Origin of the sequence: Ruminococcus sp. NATIVEDY160, assembly GCF_045819885.1 — a bacterium.
In the GTDB taxonomy this organism is placed as follows: domain Bacteria; phylum Bacillota; class Clostridia; order Oscillospirales; family Acutalibacteraceae; genus Ruminococcoides.
In genome coordinates this window covers 2,343,090-2,369,814 of the sequence record NZ_CP162391.1, presented here as the reverse complement: position 1 = coordinate 2,369,814, position 26,725 = coordinate 2,343,090, and the positions used below count along the sequence as shown (strand labels likewise).

General features: G+C 54.8%; 23 protein-coding genes. 8 read left to right on the top strand and 15 right to left on the bottom strand.

Annotated elements, in window-relative coordinates; translation table 11 throughout:
• Positions 1-78: 78 nt before the first annotated feature.
• The 5 genes from AB1I49_RS11640 to AB1I49_RS11620 all read left to right on the top strand — a co-directional run bounded on the left by AB1I49_RS11640 (position 79) and on the right by AB1I49_RS11620 (position 8,254).
• Complete coding sequence (locus AB1I49_RS11640; RefSeq protein ID WP_407721064.1) at positions 79-2,841, top strand: pullulanase X25 domain-containing protein; 2,763 nt, start codon at positions 79-81, stop codon at positions 2,839-2,841.
• Between the two features lie 157 nt (positions 2,842-2,998).
• Positions 2,999-3,568, top strand: a complete 570-nt coding sequence (locus AB1I49_RS11635) for a hypothetical protein (RefSeq protein ID WP_407721063.1) — start codon at positions 2,999-3,001, stop codon at positions 3,566-3,568.
• Between the two features lie 142 nt (positions 3,569-3,710).
• A complete protein-coding gene (locus AB1I49_RS11630) occupies positions 3,711-4,523 on the top strand; it encodes a P-loop NTPase (protein WP_186833202.1) in 813 nt (270 codons plus the stop codon).
• Between the two features lie 127 nt (positions 4,524-4,650).
• Positions 4,651-5,004 carry a carbohydrate-binding domain-containing protein gene (locus AB1I49_RS11625; RefSeq protein ID WP_407721683.1) on the top strand — a complete coding sequence of 118 codons (354 nt, stop codon included), beginning with the start codon at positions 4,651-4,653 and terminating at the stop codon, positions 5,002-5,004.
• Between the two features lie 277 nt (positions 5,005-5,281).
• Positions 5,282-8,254, top strand: a complete 2,973-nt coding sequence (locus tag AB1I49_RS11620) for an alpha-amylase family glycosyl hydrolase (RefSeq protein ID WP_407721062.1) — start codon at positions 5,282-5,284, stop codon at positions 8,252-8,254.
• A 101-nt stretch (positions 8,255-8,355) separates the two neighbouring features.
• Here the strand turns inward: AB1I49_RS11620 and AB1I49_RS11615 are convergent, their stop codons facing one another.
• The 11 genes from AB1I49_RS11615 to AB1I49_RS11565 all read right to left on the bottom strand — a co-directional run bounded on the left by AB1I49_RS11615 (position 8,356) and on the right by AB1I49_RS11565 (position 17,650).
• Positions 8,356-8,583: a DUF378 domain-containing protein gene (locus tag AB1I49_RS11615; protein WP_186833205.1), complete on the bottom strand. Its 228-nt coding sequence runs from the start codon at positions 8,581-8,583 to the stop codon at positions 8,356-8,358.
• A gap of 195 nt (positions 8,584-8,778) precedes the next feature.
• Complete coding sequence (locus AB1I49_RS11610; protein ID WP_405318511.1) at positions 8,779-9,159, bottom strand: hypothetical protein; 381 nt, start codon at positions 9,157-9,159, stop codon at positions 8,779-8,781.
• A gap of 98 nt (positions 9,160-9,257) precedes the next feature.
• Positions 9,258-9,812 (bottom strand): TetR/AcrR family transcriptional regulator, encoded by a 555-nt coding sequence (locus AB1I49_RS11605; RefSeq protein WP_407721060.1) that lies wholly within the window; start codon positions 9,810-9,812, stop codon positions 9,258-9,260.
• Positions 9,813-9,843: 31 nt separating this feature from the next.
• On the bottom strand, positions 9,844-10,968 hold the full coding sequence (gene pheA / locus AB1I49_RS11600) for a prephenate dehydratase (RefSeq protein WP_316609040.1): 1,125 nt from the start codon (positions 10,966-10,968) through the stop codon (positions 9,844-9,846).
• Between the two features lie 11 nt (positions 10,969-10,979).
• The gene (aroC, locus tag AB1I49_RS11595; protein ID WP_316609041.1) at positions 10,980-12,050 is read right to left on the bottom strand and encodes a chorismate synthase; all 1,071 of its coding nucleotides are present in this window, start codon (positions 12,048-12,050) and stop codon (positions 10,980-10,982) included.
• Position 12,051: 1 nt separating this feature from the next.
• Positions 12,052-13,317: a 3-phosphoshikimate 1-carboxyvinyltransferase gene (gene aroA, locus AB1I49_RS11590; protein ID WP_407721059.1), complete on the bottom strand. Its 1,266-nt coding sequence runs from the start codon at positions 13,315-13,317 to the stop codon at positions 12,052-12,054.
• 12 nt (positions 13,318-13,329) lie between these two features.
• Positions 13,330-14,382, bottom strand: coding sequence for a 3-dehydroquinate synthase (aroB, locus tag AB1I49_RS11585; RefSeq protein ID WP_186833211.1), 1,053 nt, complete (start codon positions 14,380-14,382; stop codon positions 13,330-13,332).
• Between the two features lie 2 nt (positions 14,383-14,384).
• A complete protein-coding gene (locus AB1I49_RS11580) occupies positions 14,385-15,215 on the bottom strand; it encodes a prephenate dehydrogenase (RefSeq protein WP_407721058.1) in 831 nt (276 codons plus the stop codon).
• On the bottom strand, positions 15,212-16,225 hold the full coding sequence (gene aroF, locus AB1I49_RS11575; RefSeq protein ID WP_186833213.1) for a 3-deoxy-7-phosphoheptulonate synthase: 1,014 nt from the start codon (positions 16,223-16,225) through the stop codon (positions 15,212-15,214). Before aroF ends, AB1I49_RS11580 begins: the two co-directional genes overlap by 4 nt.
• Before the next feature lie 51 nt (positions 16,226-16,276).
• Positions 16,277-16,807, bottom strand: coding sequence for a shikimate kinase (locus tag AB1I49_RS11570; RefSeq protein WP_186833214.1), 531 nt, complete (start codon positions 16,805-16,807; stop codon positions 16,277-16,279).
• A gap of 3 nt (positions 16,808-16,810) precedes the next feature.
• On the bottom strand, positions 16,811-17,650 hold the full coding sequence (locus AB1I49_RS11565; protein ID WP_186833215.1) for a shikimate dehydrogenase family protein: 840 nt from the start codon (positions 17,648-17,650) through the stop codon (positions 16,811-16,813).
• A 250-nt stretch (positions 17,651-17,900) separates the two neighbouring features.
• Here AB1I49_RS11565 and acpP point away from each other — a divergent pair, with 250 nt between their 5' ends.
• The 3 genes from acpP (at position 17,901) to AB1I49_RS11550 (ending at position 20,048) form a co-directional block, all read left to right on the top strand.
• Positions 17,901-18,128, top strand: a complete 228-nt coding sequence (gene acpP / locus AB1I49_RS11560) for an acyl carrier protein (RefSeq protein ID WP_186833216.1) — start codon at positions 17,901-17,903, stop codon at positions 18,126-18,128.
• A 205-nt stretch (positions 18,129-18,333) separates the two neighbouring features.
• Positions 18,334-18,531: a hypothetical protein gene (locus tag AB1I49_RS11555; protein ID WP_407721057.1), complete on the top strand. Its 198-nt coding sequence runs from the start codon at positions 18,334-18,336 to the stop codon at positions 18,529-18,531.
• Positions 18,532-18,671: 140 nt separating this feature from the next.
• A complete protein-coding gene (locus AB1I49_RS11550; protein WP_186833217.1) occupies positions 18,672-20,048 on the top strand; it encodes a TrpB-like pyridoxal phosphate-dependent enzyme in 1,377 nt (458 codons plus the stop codon).
• 64 nt (positions 20,049-20,112) lie between these two features.
• On the opposite strand, the gene AB1I49_RS11545 is transcribed toward AB1I49_RS11550, so the two are convergent.
• From AB1I49_RS11545 to gatC, 4 genes are all read right to left on the bottom strand, one after another.
• Positions 20,113-23,430 (bottom strand): right-handed parallel beta-helix repeat-containing protein, encoded by a 3,318-nt coding sequence (locus AB1I49_RS11545; protein WP_407721056.1) that lies wholly within the window; start codon positions 23,428-23,430, stop codon positions 20,113-20,115.
• A gap of 135 nt (positions 23,431-23,565) precedes the next feature.
• Positions 23,566-24,978 (bottom strand): Asp-tRNA(Asn)/Glu-tRNA(Gln) amidotransferase subunit GatB, encoded by a 1,413-nt coding sequence (gene gatB / locus AB1I49_RS11540; RefSeq protein WP_407721055.1) that lies wholly within the window; start codon positions 24,976-24,978, stop codon positions 23,566-23,568.
• The gene (gatA, locus tag AB1I49_RS11535) at positions 24,975-26,426 is read right to left on the bottom strand and encodes an Asp-tRNA(Asn)/Glu-tRNA(Gln) amidotransferase subunit GatA (protein WP_407721054.1); all 1,452 of its coding nucleotides are present in this window, start codon (positions 26,424-26,426) and stop codon (positions 24,975-24,977) included. Before gatA ends, gatB begins: the two co-directional genes overlap by 4 nt.
• A 10-nt stretch (positions 26,427-26,436) precedes the next feature.
• The gene (gene gatC, locus AB1I49_RS11530; RefSeq protein ID WP_186833221.1) at positions 26,437-26,715 is read right to left on the bottom strand and encodes an Asp-tRNA(Asn)/Glu-tRNA(Gln) amidotransferase subunit GatC; all 279 of its coding nucleotides are present in this window, start codon (positions 26,713-26,715) and stop codon (positions 26,437-26,439) included.
• Between the last annotated feature and the right edge of the window lie 10 nt (positions 26,716-26,725).

The window sequence follows — 26,725 nt, the reverse complement described above, 5'->3', positions numbered from 1 at the left end:
ATTGCAAAATGAATCGCATTTTGTTATAATTATACTGTTCATTAATATGTTCAAATTTATAAAGGAGGAACAAAACAAATGAGAAAATCTAGAAAGCTCATCAGCCTGCTTCTCGCTGTTGTTTTGACACTGTCTTGCTTTGCATGCCTGTCATCCGTCAGCGCGTTTGCGACTGAGGGCGACACACTCAAGGGCGATGTTGACAAGAACGGCAGAGTAGAAATCACTGATGTTACCCTGATCCAGTTATACGTAGCCAAAGACGCAGGTACTGTTGCGAAATTCGAAAACGGCACTTATGATCTTGCAGCGGCTGATGTTGACGGAAATGGCACTATCGACATTATGGATGCTACTTTCACTCAGCTTATCATTGCTCACGCAGAACCCACAACCGCAGAGCCCACAACCGAGGCTCCCACAACAACTGAGCCCGCAGAGCCCACAACTGAGGCTCCCACGACTCAGGAACCCACCGAGGCTCCCACCACCGAGCCCGCTACCACCACCGAGCCCGCAGGCGAGGATATCTACGTTCTCGCAGGTTCTTCCAACTTTGTTGAGAACGGTTGGTCGCCCGATCCCGCGTCATACGTTATGACAAAGGGTGAGGACGGCGTTTATTCCGCAGACGTTCCCAATGTAGCTGCTGAGGAAGGCGCTCTCTATCAGGTTAAGGTTGTTCAGTTCGTCGGCGGCGACCCCGCTAACGCTGTATGGCACGGCATGGACGGCACAGACCTCAACTATGACTTCATGCTCAACGCTGACGGTACCGTAACCGTAACCTACAACCCCGAAACAGCCGAGATCGCTGTTAAGGGCGACACCGTAATTCCGCCCGTATACAAGATCGACTCCATCACTGCTGTCGGCGGCGGCCAGGGCAACTTCCTTAACGGCATTGTCTGGGATCCCGCTGACGAGAGCAACAAGATGACCGAGGTTTCCGAGGGCGTATACGAGATCACCTATGAGGAATGCGATACCAACACAGAGTATCAGTTCAAGTTCGCTGCTAACGGCGGCTGGGACATCAACTGGGGTCTTGCAACAGACGTTGTTTACAACACTCCCATGGAGGCTGCTTACAACGGCGGCAACGCTCTCCTCAACTATGAGTCCGAGGAAGAGTACTTCGACGTAACTCTCCGCCTCGATATCACAGGCTGGGATACCATCAAGAAGACCGGCGCTAAGATCACTGTAGCTATCGAAGGCGCTCCCGAACCCACCACAGAAGAGCCCACAACTGAGGCTCCCACAACCGAGGCTCCCACAACTGAGGCGCCCACAACCGAGGCTCCCACAACAGAAGCTCCCACCACCGAGCCCGCTGCTGAGGACATCTACGTTCTCGCAGGTTCTTCAAACTTTGTAGAGACCGGTTGGTCACCCGATCCCGCGTCATATGTTATGACAAAGGGTGAGGACGGCGTTTATTCCGTAGTTGTTCCCGAGGTTGCTGCTGAGGAAGGCGCTCTCTATCAGGTTAAGGTTGTTCAGTTCGTCGGCGGCGACCCCGCTAACGCTGTATGGCACGGCATGGACGGCACAGACCTCAACTATGACTTCATGCTCAACGCTGACTGTGACGTAACAGTTACCTACAACCCCGAGACCGGCGAGATCGCCGTAACCGGTCCGAGCGTGATTCCGCCCGTATACAAGATCGATTCCATCGCTGCAGTCGGTAACGGCCAGGGCAACTTCCTTAACGGTATTACCTGGGATCCCGCAGCTGCAGAGAACAAGATGACCGAGGTTTCCGAGGGCGTATACGAGATCACCTTCGAGGAATGCGACACCAACACAGAGTATCAGTTCAAGTTCGCTGCTAACGGCGGCTGGGACATCAACTGGGGTCTTGCAACAGACGTTGTTTACAACACTCCCATGGAGGCTGCTTACAACGGCGGCAACGCTCTCCTCAACTATGAGTCCGAGGAAGAGTACTTCGACGTAACTCTCCGCCTTGACATCACAGGCTGGGATACCATCAAGAAGACCGGCGCTAAGATCACTGTAGCTATCGAAGGCGCTCCCGAACCCACCACAGAAGAGCCCACAACCGTAGAGCCCACAACCGAGGCTCCCACAACTGAGCCCGTAGAGCCCACAACTGAGGCTCCCACAACCGAGCCTGTAACCGAGGTTACTTATGGCGTCGCAGGCGATTCAGCTGATGTATTCGGCAGCGGTTGGGATCCCACCAACACCGCTAATGACATGACCAAGGGGGAGGACGGCGTTTACAGCATCACCTATAATGATGTACAGGCGCAGGATATTTCCTTCAAGGTCGTTACGAATCACAGCTGGAATCCCAGCTATGGCTGGGGCACCGGCAACTACGTCATCAAGGTGACCGAGGCTTGCGATGTTACCATCAAGTTTGATCCCGCGACCGAGACTATCACCGTAGAAGGCGAGAACGTCGAAATCATGAACTTCTCTCCCGACGTGATCGAGACTATGTATGTCACCGGTAACGACGCGAACGTTTACGGCGAAGCTTGGAATCCCTCTACCAATAAGATGACCGAGGTTTCGAAAGGCGTTTATGAGATTTTATTTGAAGATGTCGAGGACGGTCAGCTTCAGGCTAAGTTCTGCGTGAACGGCAGCTGGACATTCAACTTCGGCGCAGGCGAAACCAAAGAAGTTGAAGTCGGCAATTCACTCGAATTGAAGCTGAACGGCGACAATATCATTATTGATATTCAGGAGCCCGGCAAGCTTACCATGCAATTCGATACCACCAATATGGACGCTTACGGCAACGGCGGCGTCGCCAGATTCTTCTTCGCAGCTGAGGAACCAGTACCTGCTGGAGAATAATTTTCCGACACGGTTTTCCGTATCCTAACTTAAATCCAAAAGGCAATGATTGAGCAATGCTTGGTCATTGCCTTTTTTGCGCGCGTGTATTTATACTTGCATTTATCATAGTAATGTGTTACAATATTACTGAATTTGATATTTGGAGGTATTTATTTTGAGAAAACCCGATAAAAAAGAAACCGTTAATCTTTTCTTTTCCGCTTTTCTGATTCTCGCGTTCATCGTTTGCGCGCATTTCTTCACCCAGTTCACCGCTAATCTCGACGCCACTCTCGGCACGATTATCAACATTTGCATTTACGCGGTGTTCGGTCTGCTCGTATTCTACGCGACCAGAGTCGGCGACGGCAAGCCCGTAAAGCGTTTCTCACCCGTTACTCTTATTGTGATGGTTCTGCCCTCACTCTACATCATGATCGCGTCTGTCGCAAAGTTCATGCCCCTTAACAACATCTTCGCGGGCAACAGCGGCACCGTCAGCGTTATCACAGCGCTCGCGGCTATCGCTTTCGGCTACGGCATTCCCTACACCTTCTTCAGCGGCTTTGAGCTCGCTTCGGAGGATAATGAGGAGGCTTCACCCGAGGTTCTCGAGGGCGGCGTAGAGGCTGACATTATCGGAAACACAGAGGAAACCGTTGAAACCGCCGAGGAAACCCTTGAGGCGGCAGAGGAAGCGGCTGAGGACGAAGCAGATACTGCCGAGATGGAAACAGAGGAATAATTCGGTATTTTTGGGCGGACAGGTTGTCCGCCTTTTCTTTTTGCGCGCGAAAGGTCTTGTTATTGATATATAAATGTGGTACAATATAATTTAAGGCCGCAAAGAATAGCGGTATTACTATTTATGAAATGAGGAAGAGAAAATGGGATGCAATCATGATTGCAGCAATTGCAGCCAGAGCTGCGGCGGCGAGCAGGATTTACACGAGCCGCTTAATCAGTACAGCTCCGTAAAACACGTTATCGGCGTTGTTTCGGGCAAGGGCGGCGTAGGCAAGAGTATGGTGACCTCGCAGCTCGCGGTCACAATGAACCGCAGAGGGCTCAAGACCGCGATCCTGGACGCGGATATCACGGGTCCGTCTATCCCGAAGGCGTTCGGCATTCACGAGAGAGCCAAGGGCAGCGACCTCGGCATTCTGCCTGCCGTTACCGAGACAGGCATCGAGCTTATGTCGATCAATCTTCTGCTCAAGGAGGAAACCGACCCCGTTGTCTGGCGTTCTCCGATGATCGTCGGCACCCTAAAGCAGTTCTGGACGGACGTTGTCTGGAACGACGTTGACTATATGTTCGTCGATATGCCGCCCGGAACAGGCGACATTCCGCTGACCGTGTTCCAGAGCCTGCCTCTCGACGGTATTATCGTTGTGGCTTCGCCTCAGGAGCTCGTTTCGATGATTGTCGAAAAGGCGGTAAAGATGGCTGAGATGATGAAGGTTCCGCTGCTCGGTCTGGTCGAGAACATGAGCTACTTTGTTTGTCCCGACTGCGGCAAGAAACACTCCGTGTTCGGCGACAGCCATATCGACGAGATCGCCGCGAAGTACAACACGCGCGTGCTCGCAAAGCTCCCGATCGATCCCGACCTTGCCGCAAAGGCTGACGCGGGTCAGGCTGAGGCGTTCGAGGGCGACTACCTCGGCGAAGCTGCGGATTACCTGCAAACCCTTTGATGAGATTACGGAAAGACCTGAAATTTCGGGTCTTTCTTTTTTTTATTCTTTTTATTATTTTTTTAAGAATTTTTTAAGTTTTATTGACTACACTTTAATCACGATAAAAAAGAAGCAAATTTAATCCATAAGCTACAAGCACGGTATCTCGTCCTCGGACGACATCGTGATCGAGAACGGCGTTATGAACATCACAGCCGTCAAGGACGGACTCCACGCCAACGACTACATCACCCTCGACGGCAAGAACATCAACATCACCGTCAACGCTCAGGGCGACGGCATTGAGAGCGAGGGTTATCTCACGGTCGACAAGGCGACGCTGAACCTTTCGGGCGGCGGCAAGGGTCTGAACGCGGCTGACTACATCACCCTCACGAGCGGCACCTTCGACTCCTACGGCTACACTGAGGGCGGCACGATCAGCGGCGGCACCTCCGCAACCCTAGGACAGAGCAGCTCGGGCGGCGGTCGCTGGTAATAAACGCTTATGGGGTATTAATTTAATATATTTGCAGAGGAAGCAGGGCTTGTCCCTGCTTTTTCTCTTTGGTAAAAATAGCCTTTTCGTCATTAGTTATAAAAATTACTATTGTTATTTGTCAAAATGCACACTTGATTAATCGCTATATTTTTATATAATTAAAATAGGGATAAATAAGCTTTTGGAGTAAGAGCTATTCCGCTCCCGCTTTTTTTTCAAATACGGGAGAAATCGCACATTTAGAAGTAATTTTTTATGGAAAGGAAGTTTTGAAATGCACAAGAAAACTATCTCGATCATGCTCTGTCTTGCCTTGCTGCTCAGCGCGATCGTGTTTGCGATTCCGGCGAACGCGGTCACCGTTGATACGGATAAGGTGGGCAAGAGCTCCATTGAAAGTGCTGACGATTTCACATGGGATAACGTCAACTGCTACTTTCTCTTAACCGACCGTTTCTATAACGGAAACACCTCGAACGACCACTCCTACGGAAGAACCCTGGACGCTAACGGTCAGCCTCTCTCGGGCTGGAACACAGCTCCCGGTACCTTCCACGGCGGCGACTTCGCGGGTATCACAAAGAAAATCAACGAGGGCTACTTCGACGACATGGGCGTTAACGCTATTTGGATCTCCGCTCCCTATGAGCAGATCCACGGCTACGTTACCTCCGGCGGAGATACCAGCCCCGCGCATTTCGCACACTATTCCTACCACGGCTACTATGTGCTTGACTACACCGAGACCGACGCGAACTTCGGTACAAAGGCTGAGTTCAAGACCATGGTTGACACCGCGCACAAGCACGGTATCCGTGTAGTCATGGATATCGTTATGAACCACGCGGGCTACAACAACCTGCTTGACATGGAGGCATACGGCTACGGTACTCTCAAATCAGGCTATGACAAGTATAAGTACCGCCTGACCGACGCTAACGACTTCCACTCATGCATCGACTATGAGTCAAGCGCCAGCGACTGGGGCAAATGGTGGGGTCCCAAGTGGATCCGCTCGGGTCTGCCCGGATATGAAAAGGGCGGCGGCGAAGTAACAGGTATGCTCGCTGGTCTTCCCGACTTCCGCACAGAGTCCACCGAGACCGTTTCCATTCCGACCTTCCTGCAGACAAAGTGGCAGAAGGAAGGCACCCTCAGCCAGAAGCTCAGCAAGTACGGCAGCAGCGGCAGGGTCAACGATTATCTCACCACATGGCTTGCAGAGTGGGTAGAGGAGTACGGCGTCGACGGCTTCCGCTGCGACACCGCAAAGCACGTTGAAATGGATTCATGGGTCAAGCTCAAGAACAAGTGCGTTGCGGCGCTCAAAAAATGGAGACAGAACAATCCCTCCGCTGAAGGCGCAAACTGGGACGAGGACTTCTGGATGACAGGCGAGCACTGGGGTCACGGCCTCGGCAAGGACGGCTACTTTACCAGCGGCGCGTTTGACTCAATGATCAACTTCTCGATCACAGGCTCGGTATCTGCCAATCCCGGCGGTCTCGGCGGCCCCGAGACAATGGAGGGAATGTACTCCAAGTACGCAGGCGATATCAACAGCGATCCCAACTACAACATGCTTACATACCTCTCCTCTCACGATACAGGTCTTGTGAGACAGAATCTCTACTGGCAGGGTACGGCTTTCCAGCTCCTGCCCGGCGGCATTCAGATTTTCTACGGCGATGAGACCTCGCGTCCGCTTGTTTCGGGCGTATCCGTAGGCGGCGACGGCCACGCTGTAAGAAGCGACATGAACTTCGGTCAGAACGCAGACCTCCTCGCTCACTGGCAGAAGGTCGGCAAGTTCCGTGCCAACCACGTCGCTGTAGGCGCGGGCAGCCACTCAATGATTTCCGCGTACAATTCTTCAACAGGCTACACCTTCTCCCGTTCCTACATGGACGACAATGTTACCGACAGCGTTGTCTGCTGTATCGGCGCTCCCGCGAATTCTCAGATCGCGGTCGACGTTTCCTCTGTATTCGGCAACGGCAAAACCGTAACCAACGAATACGACGGCACTACCGCTGTTGTTACAAACGGCAAGGCTACCTTTAATTCGGGCAAGCAGGGCGTTATCCTTATCTCCGGCCCGCAGTCCACGATCAGCATGAGCCTCAAGGGTGCATACGGCTTCTATGACAGCGAAACCGTTACCGCAGCTATCCGCGGCGCGGACTACGCTATGGTTTCAGTAAACGGCGGCGCTGAGTTCCGCGTAACAAACGGCCAGACCTTCGAAATCGGCGCAGGCATTGAAAAGGGTACCGTATTTGAGGTAACAATGACCGCGACAAACTCCGTAGAAACACTCAGCAAGTCCTTCTCCTTCAAGAAGAAGGATCCCGACGAGGTTACTACGATTTACTTTGACGACTCTCAGCTCAACTGGGGCAATATCAAGGCATATGTCTACGACGAGAGCGGCTCCGACGTTATCAAGAACGCCGCATGGCCGGGCGAGGCTATGGAATACGACAGCTCTACCGGTCTGTACAGCTACGACGTGCCCGACGAACTGACTAAGGGTCTTGTAATCTTCAGCGGCGACAACGGCAGATACCCCGGTAACGGCGCGAAGGGTCTTGAAATCAATGAAACCAACATGATCTTCAAGGCGGGCAACAGCTGGACTCCCTACAACGGCGAGCACGTTGACCCAAAGCCCACCGAGGATCCCAACAACTCTGTTACTGTTTACGTAAACGCCGCAAGCCTCGGCTACAGCTCTCCGAATATCTACTACTGGAGCAGCAAAACCGACAGCGGCCCCAAACAGTGGCCCGGCGTTGCCATGACCAAGTACAAGGATAACATCTTCAAGGCGACCTTCCCGAAGGAATACGACATGTGTATCTTCAACCAGAACGGTCAGACAGGCAACCTCACTGTTCCCGGCAACAACTACATCTATGACAACGGCACATGGACTGTCTACGAGGACGCTGAGCAGCCTACCACACAGGCTCCCACGATTCAGACTACTACTCAGGCTCCCACCACCGTGCCCGTTACGGACAAGGTGCTTATCGGCGACGCCAATCAGGACGGCAAGGTCAACGTAGTTGACGCAACAGAGATCCAGAAGCACATCGTTGAGATGGTTCAGCTCAGCGGCAAGGCTTTGAAGGCGGCTGACACGAACAACGACGGCAGCGTTAACATCAAGGACGTTACCGCGATCCAGTACTACGCGGTAGACAATAAAACTCACTCTGAAAACTGCGGCAAAATGATGTGATTTGATATTTAATAACGACGGCGGCTCGGATTCGGGCCGCCGTTTTCTGTTGAAAAAAATCAGACTGCGGCAAACCATTGAGTTTGTCGCAGTCTGTTAATTTAAGTTGCCGAGTGTGTCGGCTCGTCAAAAAAGGTATCCCTTGCGTCGCGGAAAAAGAGTGTGACGCACCAGATTGCCGCGAGAGCCACGAGAATATAGATGATTCTGCTCACCACTCCGCTCTGACCGCCGCCGATGAAGCCGACGAGGTCGAACTGAAATATGCCGATGCTGCCCCAGTTGAGGCCGCCGATGATCAGCAGTGCGAGCGCGATTCTGTCAAGCATTTTCTTTCCTCCTTTTGGGCCTAATACTAATACCAATTAAAAAGCGGACAGTCTTTGCGGTCTTTTTTCGCAATACTTCGTTGTGTCCTCGTCTTGCAAAAAAATCCTTGCAAATCCTAGTCTGCTTTCTATCAGGAATTAGTATACAATGCCGCAAAATTATTATGCGCGGAGGATACGCGATTATTCAAAAAATCAGAAGCCGAGAATTGCAAGCAAGCCCGCGATGAAAAGTCCGAGCACGATTACGGCGATTCCGAGAATTCTGACGATTTTTACCGCTTTTATAATTTTATATTTTTTGATCATGCCCTCTGTCGGCAACGGGAAAATCAGCAGCATAAGTCCGAGAACGATACAGCTTCCCGAGGCGACGACTGTGCCGAGGAGCTTGAGGAAGGACATGAGGAAGAGTCCGACGGGGATTCCGAATACGCACGCGGTGTTGACTACCGTAAAGGGCTTCGAGAACTTCTCACTTCTCTCGTAGAAGCGGTTAGCCTTGATCTGGCAGTCGTCAGAGCAGTACAGCTCGTGGTAGGATATCTCCTTGCCGCAGTATTCACATTGTTTCATTTCGTCCATCTCCTTTTTGTTACAACTCTTATTGTATCACAGCGGCGGTGATATTGCAAGTTTCAGCCAAAAGAAAAGCCCGACAAGGCTGTCGGGTTTCACATTATTCTGCACTTTATGATGACGCTCTCAAGCGTGCCGTCAAACAGCTCGCAGACGCGCTTGAGCTTGTCGCTGAGGTCGTACTTCATGCCGCCGCTCAACCAGTCGACCGCAAGTCCCGTGAGAAGGCTCTTGTAGTAGAGCACGATGGCTTCCTCGTCCTCTGGGCGCAGATGGTGAGGCTGGGTGACGATTCGTATATAACGCGAAATCGTTTGCTCTGTGGAACGGAAAATGTACTGCTCGAGCACCTCGCGGTCGGGTGAGTTGTAGATGTGCAGCATCGCTGACTTGTTCTCGAGAGCGAAGCTGATCGCGGTTGTCAGGCACTCATAGACGCTCTTGCCCTCGACAGTGCGGAGAATGTAGCTTGACTGCTCGTCAAAAATCTCCTCCACCAGCGTTCGTATATCTGTGTAGTGGTAGTAAAAGGTGTTGCGGTTGATGCCGCAGCCGCTGACGATCTCCTTGACGGTGATCTTGTTGAGCGGCTTGCGGTTGAGCAGCTCCATAAAGGTTGTTTTGATCGCGTCCTTTGTTTCGTTTGTCATAGCATCACCTCGGTTTTGGTTCTGGGCAGGTCTATTCGCAGTAGTTGCCGAGAAAGCTGAAATCAGGCATTTCCTCGCTGAGCTGAGATAGCAGGTCGATCACGCTGTTGTCGCGGACGCTGCCCGTGAAGTCGAGGTAGAAGATGTACTCGAACTTTCTCTCAGCGCTCGGACGGGATTCGATTTTGGTCAGGTTGAGTCCGAGCGAATTGAAGCGGCACAGCAGTCCGTAGAGCGAGCCCTCAACGTGCGGAAGTGAGAAGCAAAGGCTGATCTTGTTGGCGTTTTCGGGAATGCAGAGCGTCTTTGAAATAACGATAAAGCGTGTGGTGTTGCGCTTGTCGTCCTGGAGGTGGTTGTCGAGGATTTTCAGACCGTATTCCTCAGCTGCCTTGTACGGGCAGATCGCCGCCATGTTCAGACGCTTTTCGCGCGCAACGTCCTGTGCTGCCAATGCCGTATTGGCGCAGGACTGAGCCTCAAAGCCGTGCCTGCCGATGTATGACGCGCACTGTGAGAGCGCCTGCGGGTGAGAGCGGACGATTTCGATGTCCTCAAGCTCTGACTGGCGCAGACCGCCGAGGCAGTAGTCGATTTTCATGTCGAGCGCGCCGATGATAAAGAAGCGGTGCTTCAGTATCAGGTCGTACACCGCCGACACAGAGCCCGCGGTGGAGTTCTCGACGGGAAGCACGCCGTAGCTGACCTCGCCGTTGTCGACCGCCTCGAATACGTCGTCAAAGGAGGGGTAGTTGCTAAGCTGTGCCTCGGGGAAGAGCTTGAGAGCCGCCTCGTGCGAATTCGCGCCCTTGATGCCCTGATAGGCGACAGTCACGTTCTTTGTTTCGAGCTTGTCCGACGCGCTCAGTATCTCCGCTCTCAGCGCCTCGCCGCTGTGCACCATGTTGTGCTGCAGTGAGCGCGAAAGCTCCATGATGTTTCCGTATAAAAGCCGCGCGTAGGCTCCGTACTCGCCGCCCATCTGCTGGATGCGGTCGAGGATCTCTTCCTCGCGCTGACGGTTGAGGACGGGAATGCCGTTTGCCTGCTTGTAAAGCCCGACCTCCTTGGCGCAGTTCATGCGCCGCTTGAAGAGCTCGATCAGCTCCTTGTCAATCGCGTCAATGTCGACGCGGATCTCTTCTAAGTTTCTCATATCCGGCTCCGTTAAAATAGATTTATCAGCGCGATCGCCGTCGCTGCCTCGATGACCGATACGGCTCGCGGCACGATGCACGGATCGTGTCTGCCGCGGATCTCAAGCTCCGCGTTTTCGCCCGTCTGCAAATTGACAGTGCGCTGCTTCTGCGAGATTGACGGGGTGGGCTTTATCGCCGCGCGGAAGATGATCGGCATTCCGTCTGAGATGCCGCCGAGGATTCCGCCGCAGTTGTTCGTTTCGGTGACGACCTTGCCGTCCTTCATGCGGAAGGGGTCGTTTGCCTGTGAGCCGCGCATTTTCGCAAGCTCAAAGCCCGCGCCGAACTCGATGCCCTTGACCGCGGGCACGCCGAACACTGCCTTTGCTATCGCACCTTCAACGCCGTCAAACATCGGCTCGCCAACTCCGACAGGCATACCCGTCACGGCACATTCGATGCTGCCGCCGATACTGTCCTGCTCGAGTCTTGCCGCTTCAACCTCATCGCGCATATTTTTTTCGACGCTCCTGTCGATCAGCGCGAAGGACGAAAGGCTGAGACGGTTCATCAGCTCGTCGTCGATCTCCGTAGGGCAGAAGCGGCTGTCGCTGACAGAGCCGATCGAAGCGATGTGTGCGGCAATCTTTACGCCGCGCTTCTCTAAGAGCTGGCGGCAGACCGCGCCTGCGAAAACAATCGGAGCTGTGATCCTGCCCGAAAAGTGGCCGCCGCCGCGGATATCGTTCGCGCCCTTGTACTTTACATACGCCGTGTAGTCACTGTGGGCAGGACGCGGCATAGCGAGCAGGTTGCCGTAGTCCGACGAGCGCGTATTTGTATTTTCAATAACCGCGCACAGCGGCGCGCCCGTGAGGGTGTCGCCGAGGATTCCCGAGAGAATATTGGGCAGGTCGCTCTCCTTGCGCGGAGTGGCGGTCTTGTCCTTGCCGGGTGCGCGGCGCGCCATCTGCGCGAGCACCGCGTCGAGGTCGATCTTCTCGCCCGCGGGCAATCCGTCGATCACAACGCCGATTCCGCCGCCGTGGCTCTCGCCGAATACTGAAATTTTTATTTTATCTCCATATGCAGAGGACATCTTATACCTCCGAAAGTTCAGCAGTGCCGCCGATTTTCGCGTAATCCTCGAAGAAATCAGGGTAGCTCTTGTTTATACTCATAGCGTCGGTGCACTTGATTTTCTCAGCTGCGCCAGATGCGCAGACCGCAGCCGACATCACTATTCTGTGGTCGCCGCAGCCCTCAGCAAAGCCGCCGTAGAGCTTGCCGACGCCCGTGATTTCGAGTCCGTCGGCAAGCTCCTTAACCTTGCCGCCGAGGGAATTTATAAGCTGCGCCGTGGTTTTGAGCCTGTCGCTTTCCTTGATGCGCAGGCGTTCGGCGTTCGTGATTCTCGTCACTCCGTTTGCAAAGCACGCGCAGACCGCGAGTACGGGTATGAGGTCGGGAATCTGCGACGCGTCTATGTCGATAGCTGTCATTGGTGACCTTTTGACGCGCAGCCTGTCGCCGTCCTGGATAACCTCAGCGCCGAATTCGCGCAGAAGCGCCGCGATTCGCCTGTCTCCCTGTGCGGAGTCGATGTTCGCGTTCAGCACCTCAACGTCGCCCGAAACCGCGCCCGCAACGAGGAAAAACGCCGCCTGTGACCAGTCGCCGTCGGTGGTGTAGTCCGAGGGTACGTAGTGCTGTCTGCCGCGGATATGCCAGCCGTTGTCGAGGATATCGACCTCAACGCCGAACTTCGCCATCGTGCGGATAGTCATGTTGATGTACCCCGCGCTCTGAATCGGCGAGGTGAGGATAATGTCGCTGTCGCCTTTGAGCAGCGGAAGCGCGAACAGCAGACCGGTGATAAACTGCGAGCTGACGCTGCCCGGTACGCGGTAAACGCCGCTCTTTAGCTGACCGCTGATTTTCAGCGGAAGTCCGCCCTCTGTATCTACCGTCACGCCCTTCCCGGGGAGAGCCTCGGTGTAAACGCCGATCGGCCTTTCGGGAAGTCTGCCGCGGCCGAGGAAGGTCGCCTCAACGCCGCCTGCCGCCGCGACGGGAATCATAAAGCGCAGAGTAGAGCCGCTTTCGCCGCAGTCGAGGGTCGCTGCCTTATTGGAAAAAACGCCCGTGCCGTCGATGGTGAGCGTCTTGTTTTCGATTTTAGAGGCCGCGCCGAGAGCCTCAACGCAGCCGATTGTCGCGCGGATATCATCCGATAGGGCAATCGGCGCGATGGTGCATACGCCGCCGGACAGAGCCGCGCAGATTATCGCGCGGTGAGCGTCGCTCTTTGACGGCGGTGCAAAAACTGTGCCGTTCGCCTGAAACGGCTTCATGGTTACGTTCATATTCTTACCTCGTTATTCGGTTGCGATGAAATCTTCGAGTCCGTCGAGCTCTACCTTCCGGGTAAAGCTGTCGCCGATTTCTCTGAGCAGGACAAGGCTTATCGAGTCACCCGCGGATTTCTTGTCGGAACGCGCAGCGTTCGCAAGCTCCTCAAAGCCGAAGCTCTCCTTAGTGGGCAGGCTGTACTTCTTGCAGAGAGCGGCGATCCTGTCCGCGGTGCCCTCTGTCGTAATGCCCTGTTTTTCGCCTGCCTTCGCGAGCATGACCATGCCGACGGCTACAGCCATTCCGTGCGAGATACCCGAGAAGTCGTATAGCTTCTCGATCGCGTGGCCGAGGGTGTGGCCGAAGTTCAGGAGCATTCTCTCGCCTTTTTCGTGCTCGTCGCGGCTGACGACGTCGCGCTTTATCGAAACGCAGGTTTCTATCACGTCCTCGATGTGCTCAAGGGCGTTTTCATTTTCCAGAAACTCAAAGAACTTCGCGTCTTTGATGCAGCCGTACTTGATGACCTCGCCCATGCCGTCGGTGATGAACCGGTCGGGCAGGGTGTTGAGGGTGTCGGGGTCGATCAGAACGGCTATCGGCTGGTGGAACGCGCCGACGAGGTTCTTGCCCTGGGGCAGATCTACGCCCGTCTTGCCGCCGACGGAGGAATCTACCTGCGCGAGCAGAGAGGTGGGTATCTGCATGAAGTCGATGCCGCGAAGATACGTCGCCGCCGCAAAGCCTGCCATGTCGCCGCAGACGCCGCCGCCGAGAGCGACGATCATGTCCTTGCGCGTCATGCCTGAGTCAGCGAGGGTCTTGTACATCTCGGCGATCGTGCCGAGGTGCTTGCTCTCTTCGCCCGCCTGAAAGACGTGAGTCGCGACCTCAAAGCCCGCGGCAGAGAGCGAGTTGAGCACGCGCCATTTGTAGAGCGGCGCGACGTTTGTGTCGGTTATGAGGACGGCGCGGGTGGCGGAGGAAAGGCTTTTGGCGTACTCTCCCGCCTTGTCGAGGAGTCCTCTTTCTATAAATATATCGTACGGCTTGCCCGTACTGACGTGAACGGTTCTCATGGTTATTCTCCTAATTCCTGCTTGACCCTGTGGCCTTCCTCGAGCAGGTTTGCGAGGCCTTCGCGGTCGCCGCGCTTTATCGCGTGGTATAGCTCGCCGAGGTTTTTGTTCAGCTCCTCAATCTCCTCTAGCAGCGGCTCGCGGTTCTCCAGAAACAGCTCGCTCCAGAGCTTTGAGTTGATGTTCGCCACGCGCGACACGTCGCGGTAGCTGCCTGCCGAAAAGCCCTTGTGGTTCGGGCAGCACGGGCTGAGCACATAGGCGCAGGCGAGTACGTGGGGCAGCTGCGAGGTGAAGGCTATCATTCTGTCGTGCTCATCGGGGTCGGAGAGGGTCACTCTGCCGAAGCCAATCTCGAGCGCGAGTTCCGAGAGAGTTCTGACGCTCTTGTCGTCCGCACCGCAGGGTGTGATGATGAAGCTCGCGCCCTCGTAGAGGGTGCCGTCGCTCACCGCGTAGCCGTTCTTTTCCTTGCCTGCCATCGGGTGGCTGCCGACAAAGACAAAGCCGTATTCTTCGGACAGAGCCTTGAGCTGCGGACAGATCGCGCGCTTGATGCCCGACGAGTCGGTGACTATCGCGCCTTTTCGAATATATTTTCCGTTTTCGCGGATATAGTCCACGCACGCCTGCGGGTACATACAGAGAATGATAACGTCTGCCTTGTCAAGACCTTCGGGCGTACCAATCTCGTCAATCGCGCCCTCGTCGAGAGCCTGACGTGCCGTTTCATACGTGCGGTTGATTCCGATAACATAGTGGTCGGTGTGGGACTTTATCGCCTTGCAGAAGCTGCCGCCGATGATTCCCAGACCGATTACTGCTATATTCATGTGTTGGAAAGCGCCTCCTTCAGCGCGAATACCTTCTTTGCCACCTTGTCGAACTTCTCGGGTGTGAGCGACTGCGCGCCGTCCGAGAGTGCGTGAGGCGGATCGTTGTGTACCTCGATAATCAGTCCGTCCGCGCCTGCAGCGACTGCCGCCATAGCGAGCGGCTCAACCAGCCAGCTCTTGCCCGAGGCGTGGCTCGGGTCGACGATTACGGGCAGATGAGAGAGCTTCTTGATAATCGGGATTGCCGATACGTCGAGGGTGTTGCGGGTGTAGGTTTCATATGTGCGGATACCTCTCTCGCAGAGCATTACCTTTGAGTTGCCGCCTGCCATGATGTATTCCGCGCTCATCAGCCATTCCTCAATCGTCGCGGAAAGGCCTCTCTTGAGCAGAATGGGCTTGTCAATCTTGCCGAGCTCCTTGAGCAGCTCGAAGTTCTGCATATTTCTCGCGCCGACCTGAATGATGTCGACGTTCTCAAACATATCTATGTGCGAGGTGCGCATGATTTCGGTGACGATGGGCAGTCCAGTCGCCTTTCTCGCCGCCTTTAGCAGGTCAAGACCCTCGGATTTAAGTCCTTGGAACGCGTAGGGTGAGGTACGGGGCTTGAACGCGCCGCCTCTGAGCAGGGTTGCGCCCGATTTCTTTACGTCCTTCGCGATCTGAACGATCTGTTCCTCGCTCTCAACGGAGCAGGGTCCTGCCATGATGTGCAGGCTGCCGTCGCCGATAGACACCTCGTTGTTGATTTTAATGACCGTGTTCTCGGGGTGGAACTTTCTGTTTGCCTTTTTGTACGGCTCCTGGACGCGGCGGACGCTCTCGACGATGTCCTGAGCCTCGATGTATTCGATATCGACCTGAGTTGTATCGCCGATTAAGCCGAGGACGGTGGAATGAACGCCGTCCCAGCGGTTTACGTTTACTCCGTAATCTGTGGTGAGCTTGGTGGTGAAGCCGATAACCTGCTCGGGGGTTACCGACGGCTTGAGTACAATGATCATAATTGAGATTCCCTTCTGTATTTTATCCTAATATACCCGTGTCATATTTTATCACTTTAAATCGCTGTAGTCAAGAGAAAAGTGACGCACCGCGTCCATCACCGCGCGCGTAGTCTGGATCGGGGTGTTTTTGCCCTTGACGGTGACGTCGGACGCCGCCTTGTACAGCGGATAACGCTTGTTGTACAGCTCGGTCATCGCCTTGTTCTTATCGGGTCGCTGCAAAAGCGGCCGCACCTTGTCGTTGCGCAGGCGGTAACGTATCCTTTCGAGCGGCACGTCGAGCAGCACGATAATGTCCTTTCCCTTGAAAACCCTTACGTTGCGCTCAAAGGTCAGCGCGCCGCCGCCCGTCGCGATGATCAGGTTGCTTTTATCCGCAAGCTCCAGACAGACCTCGTGCTCGATGTCGCGGAAGCCGTCCTCTCCCTGATCGGTGAAGATTTCGGAGATCGTTTTGCCTGTCTTTTTCTCTATATAAGCGTCCATGTCGACGAATCTCTTGCCCGTCTTGCGCGCGAGGTTCCTGCCGACTGTGGACTTGCCGCAGCCCATGAAGCCGCATAATACTATATTGTTCATGATTTACCTTCCCAGAAGCTCCTTCGCGGCGTCCTCGCACAGCCTGTCGATATCCGCCTTTTCATATGTCGAGCCGTCCCAGTGCTCATGCGCGACGACTGCCTGCCACACGAGCATGGACATACCGCCCTCAGCCCTTGAGCCGTTTGCCTTTGCACGCTTGACGAGGGCTGTTTCGTACGGATTGTAGATCGCGTCAAAGACATTCGCGCACCTGCCGATCGCGCAGTTGTGGATCGGCTGCTCGTCGCATTTGGGGTACATTCCGACGGGAGTGGCGTTTATCAGCACGTCGACGGTGCCGATGATCTGGTCGATAAGTCCGAAGCTGACCTGAGCGTCGGGGATTTTGCGCGTGATATCAAGACAGAGCAGGCCTGCCTTGCCAACGCTCTCTCTGCGTACTGCGAACTCAAACGGCTTGCCCATCAGCGCGATTTCGTATGCCATTGTGCGCGCAACACCGCCGCAGCCGAGAATCATTATCCTGCCGTCGAGCTTTATACCAGCCGCGTCGATAGCCTTGAGAAAGCCGTCGGGGTCGGTGGTGAAGCCCTTTGTTTTGCCGCCGCGGTTGAGGACTGTGTTCACGCTGCCGTACATCTTCGCCTTTTCGTCGAGCTCGTCGAGGAAGGGAATAATGCTCTGCTTGTGGGGAATAGTGATATTGTAGCCGTCGAGCTTTGCGAGCGACTGATGAAATTCTTTCTCTAAGCTCTCGGGCGCGATATCGAGCTGAGTGTAGTCCGCGTCGACTCCCGCAAGCTCAAAAAGACGCTTGTGAATGAAGGGCGACATGGTGTGTCCGATGGGGTGGCCGATGACGGCGTAATGCTTTGACATGAAAAAAGTCCTCCGTTTCTCATTGGAGAGCGCAACTAACAACCATAAACTAACAACTCTCCAAAGGTTTTCTATGCAAATTCCAGAAAAAATAAAAAAATTTTGAAATAGATATTGACAAAGAGTGATTTTATCAATAATATTGAAGTAGCAAATCAATTTTGCTTGCAACCATTGTAGCATAAAACCTGTGCCTTTGTCCAGAATTTCATATTCACAGGCACGAATTACTTTTAGGGAGGAATTTATAATGGTATTGGAAAAAGTAAAGGCAATTCTTGCAGAGCAGTTTGACGTTGACGAGGATAAGATTACCGTTGACACCGACCTTCAGGAAGATCTCGGCGCAGATTCTCTCGACGTAGTAGACCTTCTCATGTCCATCGAGGACGAGTTCGAGGTTGAGGTTCCCGACGAGGAAATCGAGAACATCAAGACTGTAGGCGCTCTTGTTTCCTACATCGAGGCTAATTCCTAATTTAATCTCAAGAATCGGGGCAGGTCAACCTGCCCTCTTTTTTTATCCCTTTCGACACAATGTTGGTGAATTTTTCCGAAAACCACTTGACAAACCGATAATTTCGGTGTAAAATATGACACGTTAAACCGTTGAGGAAGAGTGAGTAGGTCTTACCGCTTCTCTCAAAGAGAGCTGCGGGCGGTGAAATCGCGGCAGAGAATGTATGACTGAATGGACTTCCGAGGGCGAGCAGAAACGCGGGCGGTCGGGCAGACGGGCGGTCGGGCAGCGGACGGCGGACGAACGGACAGAGGACGGACGAGCAAAGGACGGACATGACGCGGACGAACGGACGGCGGCGGTATTATTACCGTGCAAGGCGGCACGCATAGTATGTGAGACGGAACAGGACTTTCCGTAACCAAAGGTCAGCGTATGAAAGTACGCGTTAAGAGGGCGCGAGAGCGCCAAGCAGGGTGGCACCGCAGGATATGATCCTGTCCCGGCAAATGCTGGGGCGGTTTTTTATTTTAAATATTAATTTTGAAAGGAGAAATCCCTATGCCTGAAAACAAAATCCCCTATAAAATTTATCTGAAAGAAAACGAAATCCCTTCGAAGTGGTACAACGTGCGCGCCGATATGAAAAACAAGCCCGCTCCGCTTCTTAACCCCGCAACACTCAAGCCCATGACCGCCGAGGAGCTTGCTCCCGTATTTTGTGACGAGCTTATCGCTCAGGAGCTCAACGATACCGACGCTTATATCGACATTCCCGAGGAAATCCAGGACTTCTACAAGATGTATCGTCCTTCTCCGCTTATCCGCGCATACTTCCTCGAGAAGGCTCTCGACACCCCCGCCAAGATCTACTACAAGTTCGAGGGCAACAACACCAGCGGCAGCCACAAGCTCAACTCCGCTATCGCTCAGGCTTACTATGCCAAGAAGCAGGGCCTAAAGGGCGTTACCACCGAGACAGGCGCAGGCCAGTGGGGTACAGCTCTCTCAATGGCCTGCTCATACTTCGGCCTCGACTGCAAGGTATACATGGTCAAGGTCAGCTATGAGCAGAAGCCCTTCCGCCGAGAGGTTATGCGCACCTACGGCGCGAGCGTGACTCCTTCTCCCTCCGAAACCACACAAATCGGCAGAAAGATCCTCGCCGAGCACCCCGGCACCACAGGCTCACTCGGCTGCGCAATCTCCGAGGCTGTTGAGGTTGCAGTAGGCACCGAGGGCTACCGCTATGTTCTTGGCAGCGTGCTCAACCAGGTTCTTCTCCACCAGAGCGTTATCGGCCTTGAAGCAAAGGCGGCTCTCGACAAGTACGGCGTAAAGCCCGACGTCATCATCGGCTGCGCAGGCGGCGGCTCCAACCTCGGCGGCCTTATCGCTCCCTTCATGGGCGAGAAGCTCAGAGGTGAGGCTGATTACCGCATTATCGCCGTTGAGCCCGCGTCCTGCCCGAGCTTCACACGCGGCAAGTTCGCATACGATTTCTGTGACACAGGCATGGTTTGCCCGCTCGCGAAGATGTACACCCTCGGCTCAGGCTTCATTCCCTCAGCTAACCACGCAGGCGGCCTGCGTTACCACGGCATGAGCTCGACTCTGTCACAGCTCTACCACGACGGCTTCATGGAGGCTACCTCAGTTGAGCAGACCTCAGTATTCCAGGCGGCTGAGCAGTTCGCGCGCGTTGAGGGTATCCTTCCCGCTCCCGAGAGCAGCCACGCTATCCGCGTCGCTATCGACGAGGCGCTCAAGTGCAAGGAGACAGGCGAGGAAAAGACGATCCTCTTCGGCCTGACAGGCACAGGCTACTTCGATATGGTCGCTTACGAGAAGTACAACGACGGCGTAATGACTGACTACATTCCCACCGACGAGGATCTCGCGAAAGGCTTCGCGGGTCTTCCCAAAATCGACCTTTAATTTAATAACTGCATAACAAAGGAGAGGCTGAAATTCCAGCCTCTCCGTTTTTTTATGTGTGGGTTCAGTTGTGGATGATCGTCTTGCCGCTTGAGAGGAACGAGGTGACGTAGCTTCCGTTCTTGTCAACGCCGCGGACAGTGTAGGTGTAGGTGCCGCCGTTGCGCACGTCGGTATCGAGGTACGAGGTGCCTGTCACGGTGTCCATAGATACCCAATTGCCCTTGCTGTTTTTGTAGAATACCCTGTAGCCGTAAACGCCGCTCATGCTGTTCCAGCGGATACGCACGCCGTTCGACTCGTTTGCGAGGGTGAATTCGGGATATGATGTCGTGGTATAGGAGTATTTATAAGTCCAGCCGCTGTCGTAGTAGCCGCTTGTGAACTTGCCGTTCTTGTCAATGCAGCGGACGGTGTAGATGTAGGTGCCGCCGTTGCGGACGTCGGTGTCGAGGTAGGTGTTTGTCGTGACATTATCCATGCCCTTCCAGCCCGACGAGCCCTTGTAGAATACTCTGTAGCCGTAAGCGCCGCTGACCTTGTTCCATGTGATCTTGACGCCCTGCGCGGTGCTCTGGAAGCCCGTTATCTGCGGAGTGTCGAGCTGCTTCGGCTGATAGGTATATGTCCAGCCGTTGTCGTTATAGCCGCTCGTGAACTTGCCGTTTTGATCAACGCAGCGGACGGTGTAGGTGTAGGTGCCGCCGACCCTTACGTCCTCGTCGACGTAGGTGTTTGTCGTGACGTTATCCATGCCCTTCCAGCCCGAGGAGCCCTTGTAGAACACTCTGTAGCCGTAAGCGCCGTTTATGGCGTTCCAAGTGATCTTTACGCCCTGATCGGGGCTTTCGAACTTCGTTATCTGCGGAGTGTCGAGCTGTTTCGGCTGATAGGTGTATGTCCAGCCGGTGTTGTTGTAGGAGCTAACGAAGCTGCCGTCCTTGTCCATGCAGCGGACGGTGTAGGTATATGTGCCGCCGATCCTTACGTCCTCGTCGATATAGGTGTTTGTCGTGACGTTATCCATGCCCTTCCAGCCCGAGGAGCCCTTGTAGAATACTCTGTAGCCGTAAGCGCCGCTGACAGCGTTCCATGTGATCTTGACGCCCTGATCGGTGCTCTCGAACTTCGTGATTTGCGGAGTGGCGAGCTGCGGAAGTTGATAGTTGTAGGTGTAAGTCCAGCCTGTGTTGTTGTAGGAGCTTGTGAAGTTGCCGTTTGCGTCGATGCAGCGGACGGTGTAGGTGTATGTGCCGCCGTTGCGGACATCTGTGTCGATGAAGGTTGTGCTTGTGGTGTTGCCCATAGCCTTCCAGCCCGACGAGCCCTTGTAGAATACCCTGTAGCCGTAAGCACCGTCGACCTTTGCGATCGAGATTTCAACGCCCTGAGCTGTGCTCCTGAATCCCGAAATCTGCGGAGTGTCGAGAACCTTCGGCTCGAGGTAGCTTACTCCGCTGCCGCCGTTGACCTCAACGCGGTAGGACTGCCTGATTCCGTTCGACGAAGCGACGGTGACGGTCGTGCTGCCCTGTTTTTTGGCGGTGATCCTGCCGTATGCGTCGACCGCTGCGATGCTGCTGTTTGCCGAGGAGTAGCTGAAGGACTCGATCGCGTTGACAGGACGTACGTCGGGTACGAGCTTGTACGCGGTGCCGACTCCCATCTTAACGCCGTCCTTCTCGAGATAGAACTTTGTCAGCGGCGAGGGAGAGGTGTAGTTGGAGCCCTTGTTAGGCGCGTTGATACCGCCGCCGCAGTTGTAGGTCAGGTTGCTCGAAACGTCGCCCGAGCTGCTGTTTGAGGAAACGTAAATACCCGTGCCAGAACAGCTTCTGACGCGGTTCCACTTTATCTTGTCAGCCTTCGACGACCAGAGCAGGGTTATGCCTTCGCTCTTTGCTGAGGTGACGTAGTTGTCGGTAATGCTGCCGATAGTCGTGGTGTAGACGCCCATGCCGTACTTTCCGGGCGAGATGATGTCGTTGTAGTTTATCGTGCCGACCTTGCTCGAGTCGATCTGAATGCCGTTGACCTCGGCGTTCTTGATCGTGTTGTACTCAATGCCGTCGACCTGCGCGTTGTCGCGGAGAACTATGCCGTAGTAGTTCGCGGACTTTACGGTGTTCTTTGAGCAAAGTATCTCGTTGCGGGTGACAGAGGCGCTTCTCACGTCCTCAAGGCGGATACCGTTGCCGCGGATATCGACGTAGTTGCCGTAGATCGACACGTCGTCGTTGTAGTAGTCGCCGACGGGAAGCGCGCCGCTGCCGTCAACGGAGTCCTTCGGGAATACACGCTCGAGCTTGTTGCCGAGAACAGCGATACCCTGACTCTCGTAATCAGCGAAGCCGTCCGCGAGACTGCCTACGTTTTTGAGCGTATTGTAGCAGATGTTGATATTCGCCTTCTTGGGGGTCTGGTACGAGGACGAAACGTGGCTCGTTGTGCCGCCGAGAGAGGAAAGCTCGGAGGACTTGAAGATGCCCGAGCCGTCGTCCATTACGGAGTATACGGTGATTCCGCGCGGAGCGTTTTCGATCACGTTCATGCGGATATCGACGTTTATCCAGTTCATGCCCTGAACCGCGATACTCTTGAGGTTCCTGAAGGTGTTGTTGCGGATAGTGATCCCATCGAAGGGGTTGTTGAGAATGCCGGTGTGGGTGCCTACCGCGCGCGGTACGTTGTCAAACACGCAGTTCTCAACGAGAATGTTTTTGCAGTTCAGATCCTCGGCGCGGCAGTTGACGACGTGCTTCGGGTGGAGAATGTCGAACTGGATAGCCTCATATCCGTCATGGTGCGGAGTGAGAACCTGATCGCGGAAGGTGCAGCCCGTCGCGGTGAAGCCGTCGCAGCCCGCTACCTCCATCATGTGACCCTCGCGCTCGTTGATAACGGTGACGTTTTCCATCGAGAAGTTCTTCGCGTGGGCAACCTTGAGCATGGTGTTCTCGCCGTTGTTGCCGTCGTAGGTGCCGCCGACGAGCCTGATGTTCTTGTACTGATAGCCGACAGCGCCCGAGTTCACCTGATCCTCGTATCCTACTCTGAGCATATTGCCCGCGAAGGTTCTCTTGAGCGTAACGCCGCTGAGGTCGAGGGTCGTGTTGTCGTAGATCTTCAGACCCCAGCCGAGATCGTAGCTGCCCGCAGCCGCCTTGACGGTCACAGGGTTCGAGGCTGTAGCCTGATTCTTCGCCTGATCGAGAGCGGACTGGAGCGCCCACTGTGCGCCGTCGCGCAAGTCCGCAGCGCTGACGTTGATGACCTGCGCGCCTGCGTAAGCGTCGTCCGCCGCGGCAGCCGCTGTCGCGACAGCGGAGAACGCCATCAGCGCTGAAAGAGAAACTGCTGTAAAGCCTTTGAATAATTTCAACATAAATCTCCTCACTTTCATAAAATTATAGTCCTATTATACGACTATATTGCCGAGTTGTCAACGCAAATAAAAACAAGCGCACCGCGGAAGCCGATGCCTTCGCGGTGCGCTTATGCAAGAGAAATTATATTGTTATCCGATCAGTTCCTTGATTTTTGCCTCGGCAGCCTGTGCGTCAGCCTTGCCGCGGCTGTTCTTCATTACGTTGCCGACAAGCGCCTTGATCGCCTTTTCCTTGCCGTTTCTGAAATCCTCAACAGCCTTGGGGTTGCCCTCAACAGCCGCCTTGCAGAGCTCAAGCAGCGCGTTTTCGTCCATGCCGCCCATGTCGCTCTCGCTGATGAATTCGAGCACGCCCTTGCCGCTGTCGAGCATTTTCTCGAGAGTCGCCTTGGCGAGGTTGTTGCGGATCTTGCCGCTGTCGAGCAGCTTTACAAGCTCGTTGAGCTGTGCGGGTGTGGTCGCGACGTCGAACGCTTCCTTGTCGTTCTCTGTTTCGACTCTGCGGAAAATCTGGCCGATGATGAAGTTCGAAACGGTCTTGGGCGACTTCACGCCGTCGATCGCCTCGTCGAAGTACTCGCTGATACGGCGGTACTTCGTCAGCAGCTGAGCGTCCTTTTCGGGAATGCCGAGCTTGTCGATGTAGCGCTTGCACTTCTCGGCTGGCAGCTCTGGCAGCTGCGCTCTGAGTTCTTCAACTTCCTCGCGCGAAATGTTAATGGTAACGAGGTCGGGGTCGCGGAAGTAGCGGTAGTCGTGAGCGTCCTCCTTGCTGCGCATTGAGGAGGTAGTGCCGCTCGCGTCGTCGTAGCGCAGGGTCTCCTGAACAACCTTGCCGCCGCTCTCGATCAGATCGACCTGACGGTCATACTCGTATTCCATCGCCTTCGCAATGTTGGTAATGGAGTTCATGTTCTTGATCTCGGTTCTGGTGCCGAACTTGTCGCTGCCCTCGGGACGTACGGAGATGTTTACGTCGCAGCGCATCGAGCCCTCCTGCATCTTGCAGTCCGAAACGCCGATGCTGCGCATGACCTGCTGCAGCTTCTCAACGTACTCCTTAGCCTCGTCGATCGAGCGGATATCAGGCTCGGATACGATCTCGATCAGCGGTACGCCGCCGCGGTTGTAGTCAACGTAGGTGTCGCCGTGACGGTGGATAAGCTTTCCGGCGTCCTCCTCGATGTGAATGTGGTGAAGGCGGATCCTTCTGCCGTTGCTCAGCTCGACGTAGCCGCCGATGATCAGCGGAGCGTAGAGCTGCGAGATCTGGTACGCCTTGCTCAGGTCGGGGTAGCAGTAGTTCTTTCTGTCCATCTTTGCGACCTCGGCGATCTCGCCGTGAACCGCAAGTCCTGCCTTGATAGCGTAGCGCACGACCTCGCGGTTGAGTACGGGAAGCGTACCCGGCAGGCCGATGCATACGGGACAGCAATGGGTATTCGGCTCGCCGCCGAACTGGGTTGTGCAGCCGCAGAAAATCTTTGTCTTTGTCTGTAACTCGATGTGGGTCTCAAAACCCGAAACTAACTCATATTTCACAGCTTCACACCCCACTTTGTATCAATGAATTTATCGGGAGCCGCCTGCTGGTATTTATAGGCGGCGTTGAGGATCTGCGCCTCGCCGAAGCTCTTGCCGATGAGCTGCATTCCGATGGGCATGCCCTTCGCGTTGAAGCCGCAGGGTACCGACACACCGGGAAGTCCCGCGATATTGACGGGTACGGTGCAGATGTCGGTGAGGTAGGTCTCGATCGGGTCGGAGGTAGCGTGACCCTTCTCAAACGCGGTCATGGGCACTGTCGGCGCGAGAATAACGTCGCACTGCTCAAACGCCTTGTTGAACGCGCTGATGATCGTGCCGCGCAGGTTCTGAGCCTTCTTGTAGTAAGCGTCGTAGTAGCCCGCGGAGAGCACGTAGGTGCCGAGAAGGATTCTTCTCTTGACCTCTTCGCCGAAGCCCTCGCTTCTGGTGCGGCAGATCATGTCGTGGGTGCCGGTGTAATGCGCCGTCTTGTAGCCGTAGCGGATACCGTCGTAGCGTCCGAGGTTTGAGGAAGCCTCCGCGCACGCAATAATATAGTATACGGGCAAAGCGAATTTCAGGATCGGCAGGTCGAAGTAGACGATCTCCGCGCCGAGGCTCTTGTAAACCTCAGCCGCCGCGAGAACCGCTTCCTTTACGTCGTCGCGCACACCGTCGAGGTATTCGCGCGCGATGCCTATTTTCATGCCCTTGATGTCGTTGTCAAGCGTCGCGTAGGTGTTGCCGCCGCCGACAGAGGTGGAGTCGCGCTTGTCCTTGCCCGCAATCGCGTCAAAGACGAGAGAAGCGTCCTCTACGCTCTTTGTGATCGGGCCGATCTGGTCGAGGGAGCTTGCGTATGCGATAAGACCGTAACGCGAAACCGCGCCGTAGGTGGGCTTTAAGCCGACAACGCCGCAGAATGACGCGGGCTGACGGATAGAGCCGCCCGTGTCGGAGCCGAGGCCGTAAGCCGCGATGTTGCCGCCGACAGCCGAGGAAACGCCGCCCGACGAGCCGCCTGCAACGTGGTTTGTATTGAAGGGGTTAGCCGCGCCGCCGAAGCAGGAGTTCTCACATGAGGAGCCCATTGCGAACTCGTCCATGTTGGTTTTGCCGAGCAGAACGGCGTTCTGAGATTTGAGCGTCTCCCATACCGTAGCGTCGAAAATCGGCTTGTAGCCGCTTAATATCTTTGAACAGCAGGTGGTCTCGATACCCTTGGTGGACATATTGTCCTTGAGGGTCATCGGCACGCCCTCGAGTGAGCCGATCTCCTCGCCCGCGGCGATTTTCTTATCGACTGCCTGAGCGGTTTCGAGAGCGGCTTCGGGAGTAACGCAGACGTAGGCGTTAAGCTCGGGGTTTGCCTTCTCTATCTCGCTGAGATAGCTCTTTGTCAGCTCCTCGCAGGAAACCTGCTTGTTTACGAGCATTTCGTGTATTTTAGCGATAGTACCCATTACGCGCCTCCTATTCTCTGTTTCTCACAAGGAAATGATCCTCAGCCTGCTCAGGAGCGTTTTTGAGGATTTCCGTGCTCGGATAGGAGGAAACTACCTCGTCTTCGCGGAACACGTTGGAGAGGTTGTTGATGCAGTCGAAGCCCTCATCGCTCGCGGGAGCGTTGTTGATGGCGTCGGCAAAGTCGATTATCTCCTGCATGGACTTGGTCAGTCCGTCAAGCTCCTCCTCGGGGACAAAGAGCTTTGAGAGCAGGGCGATGTTTTCAACGTCTTCTCTAGTTACCATATATATTCAG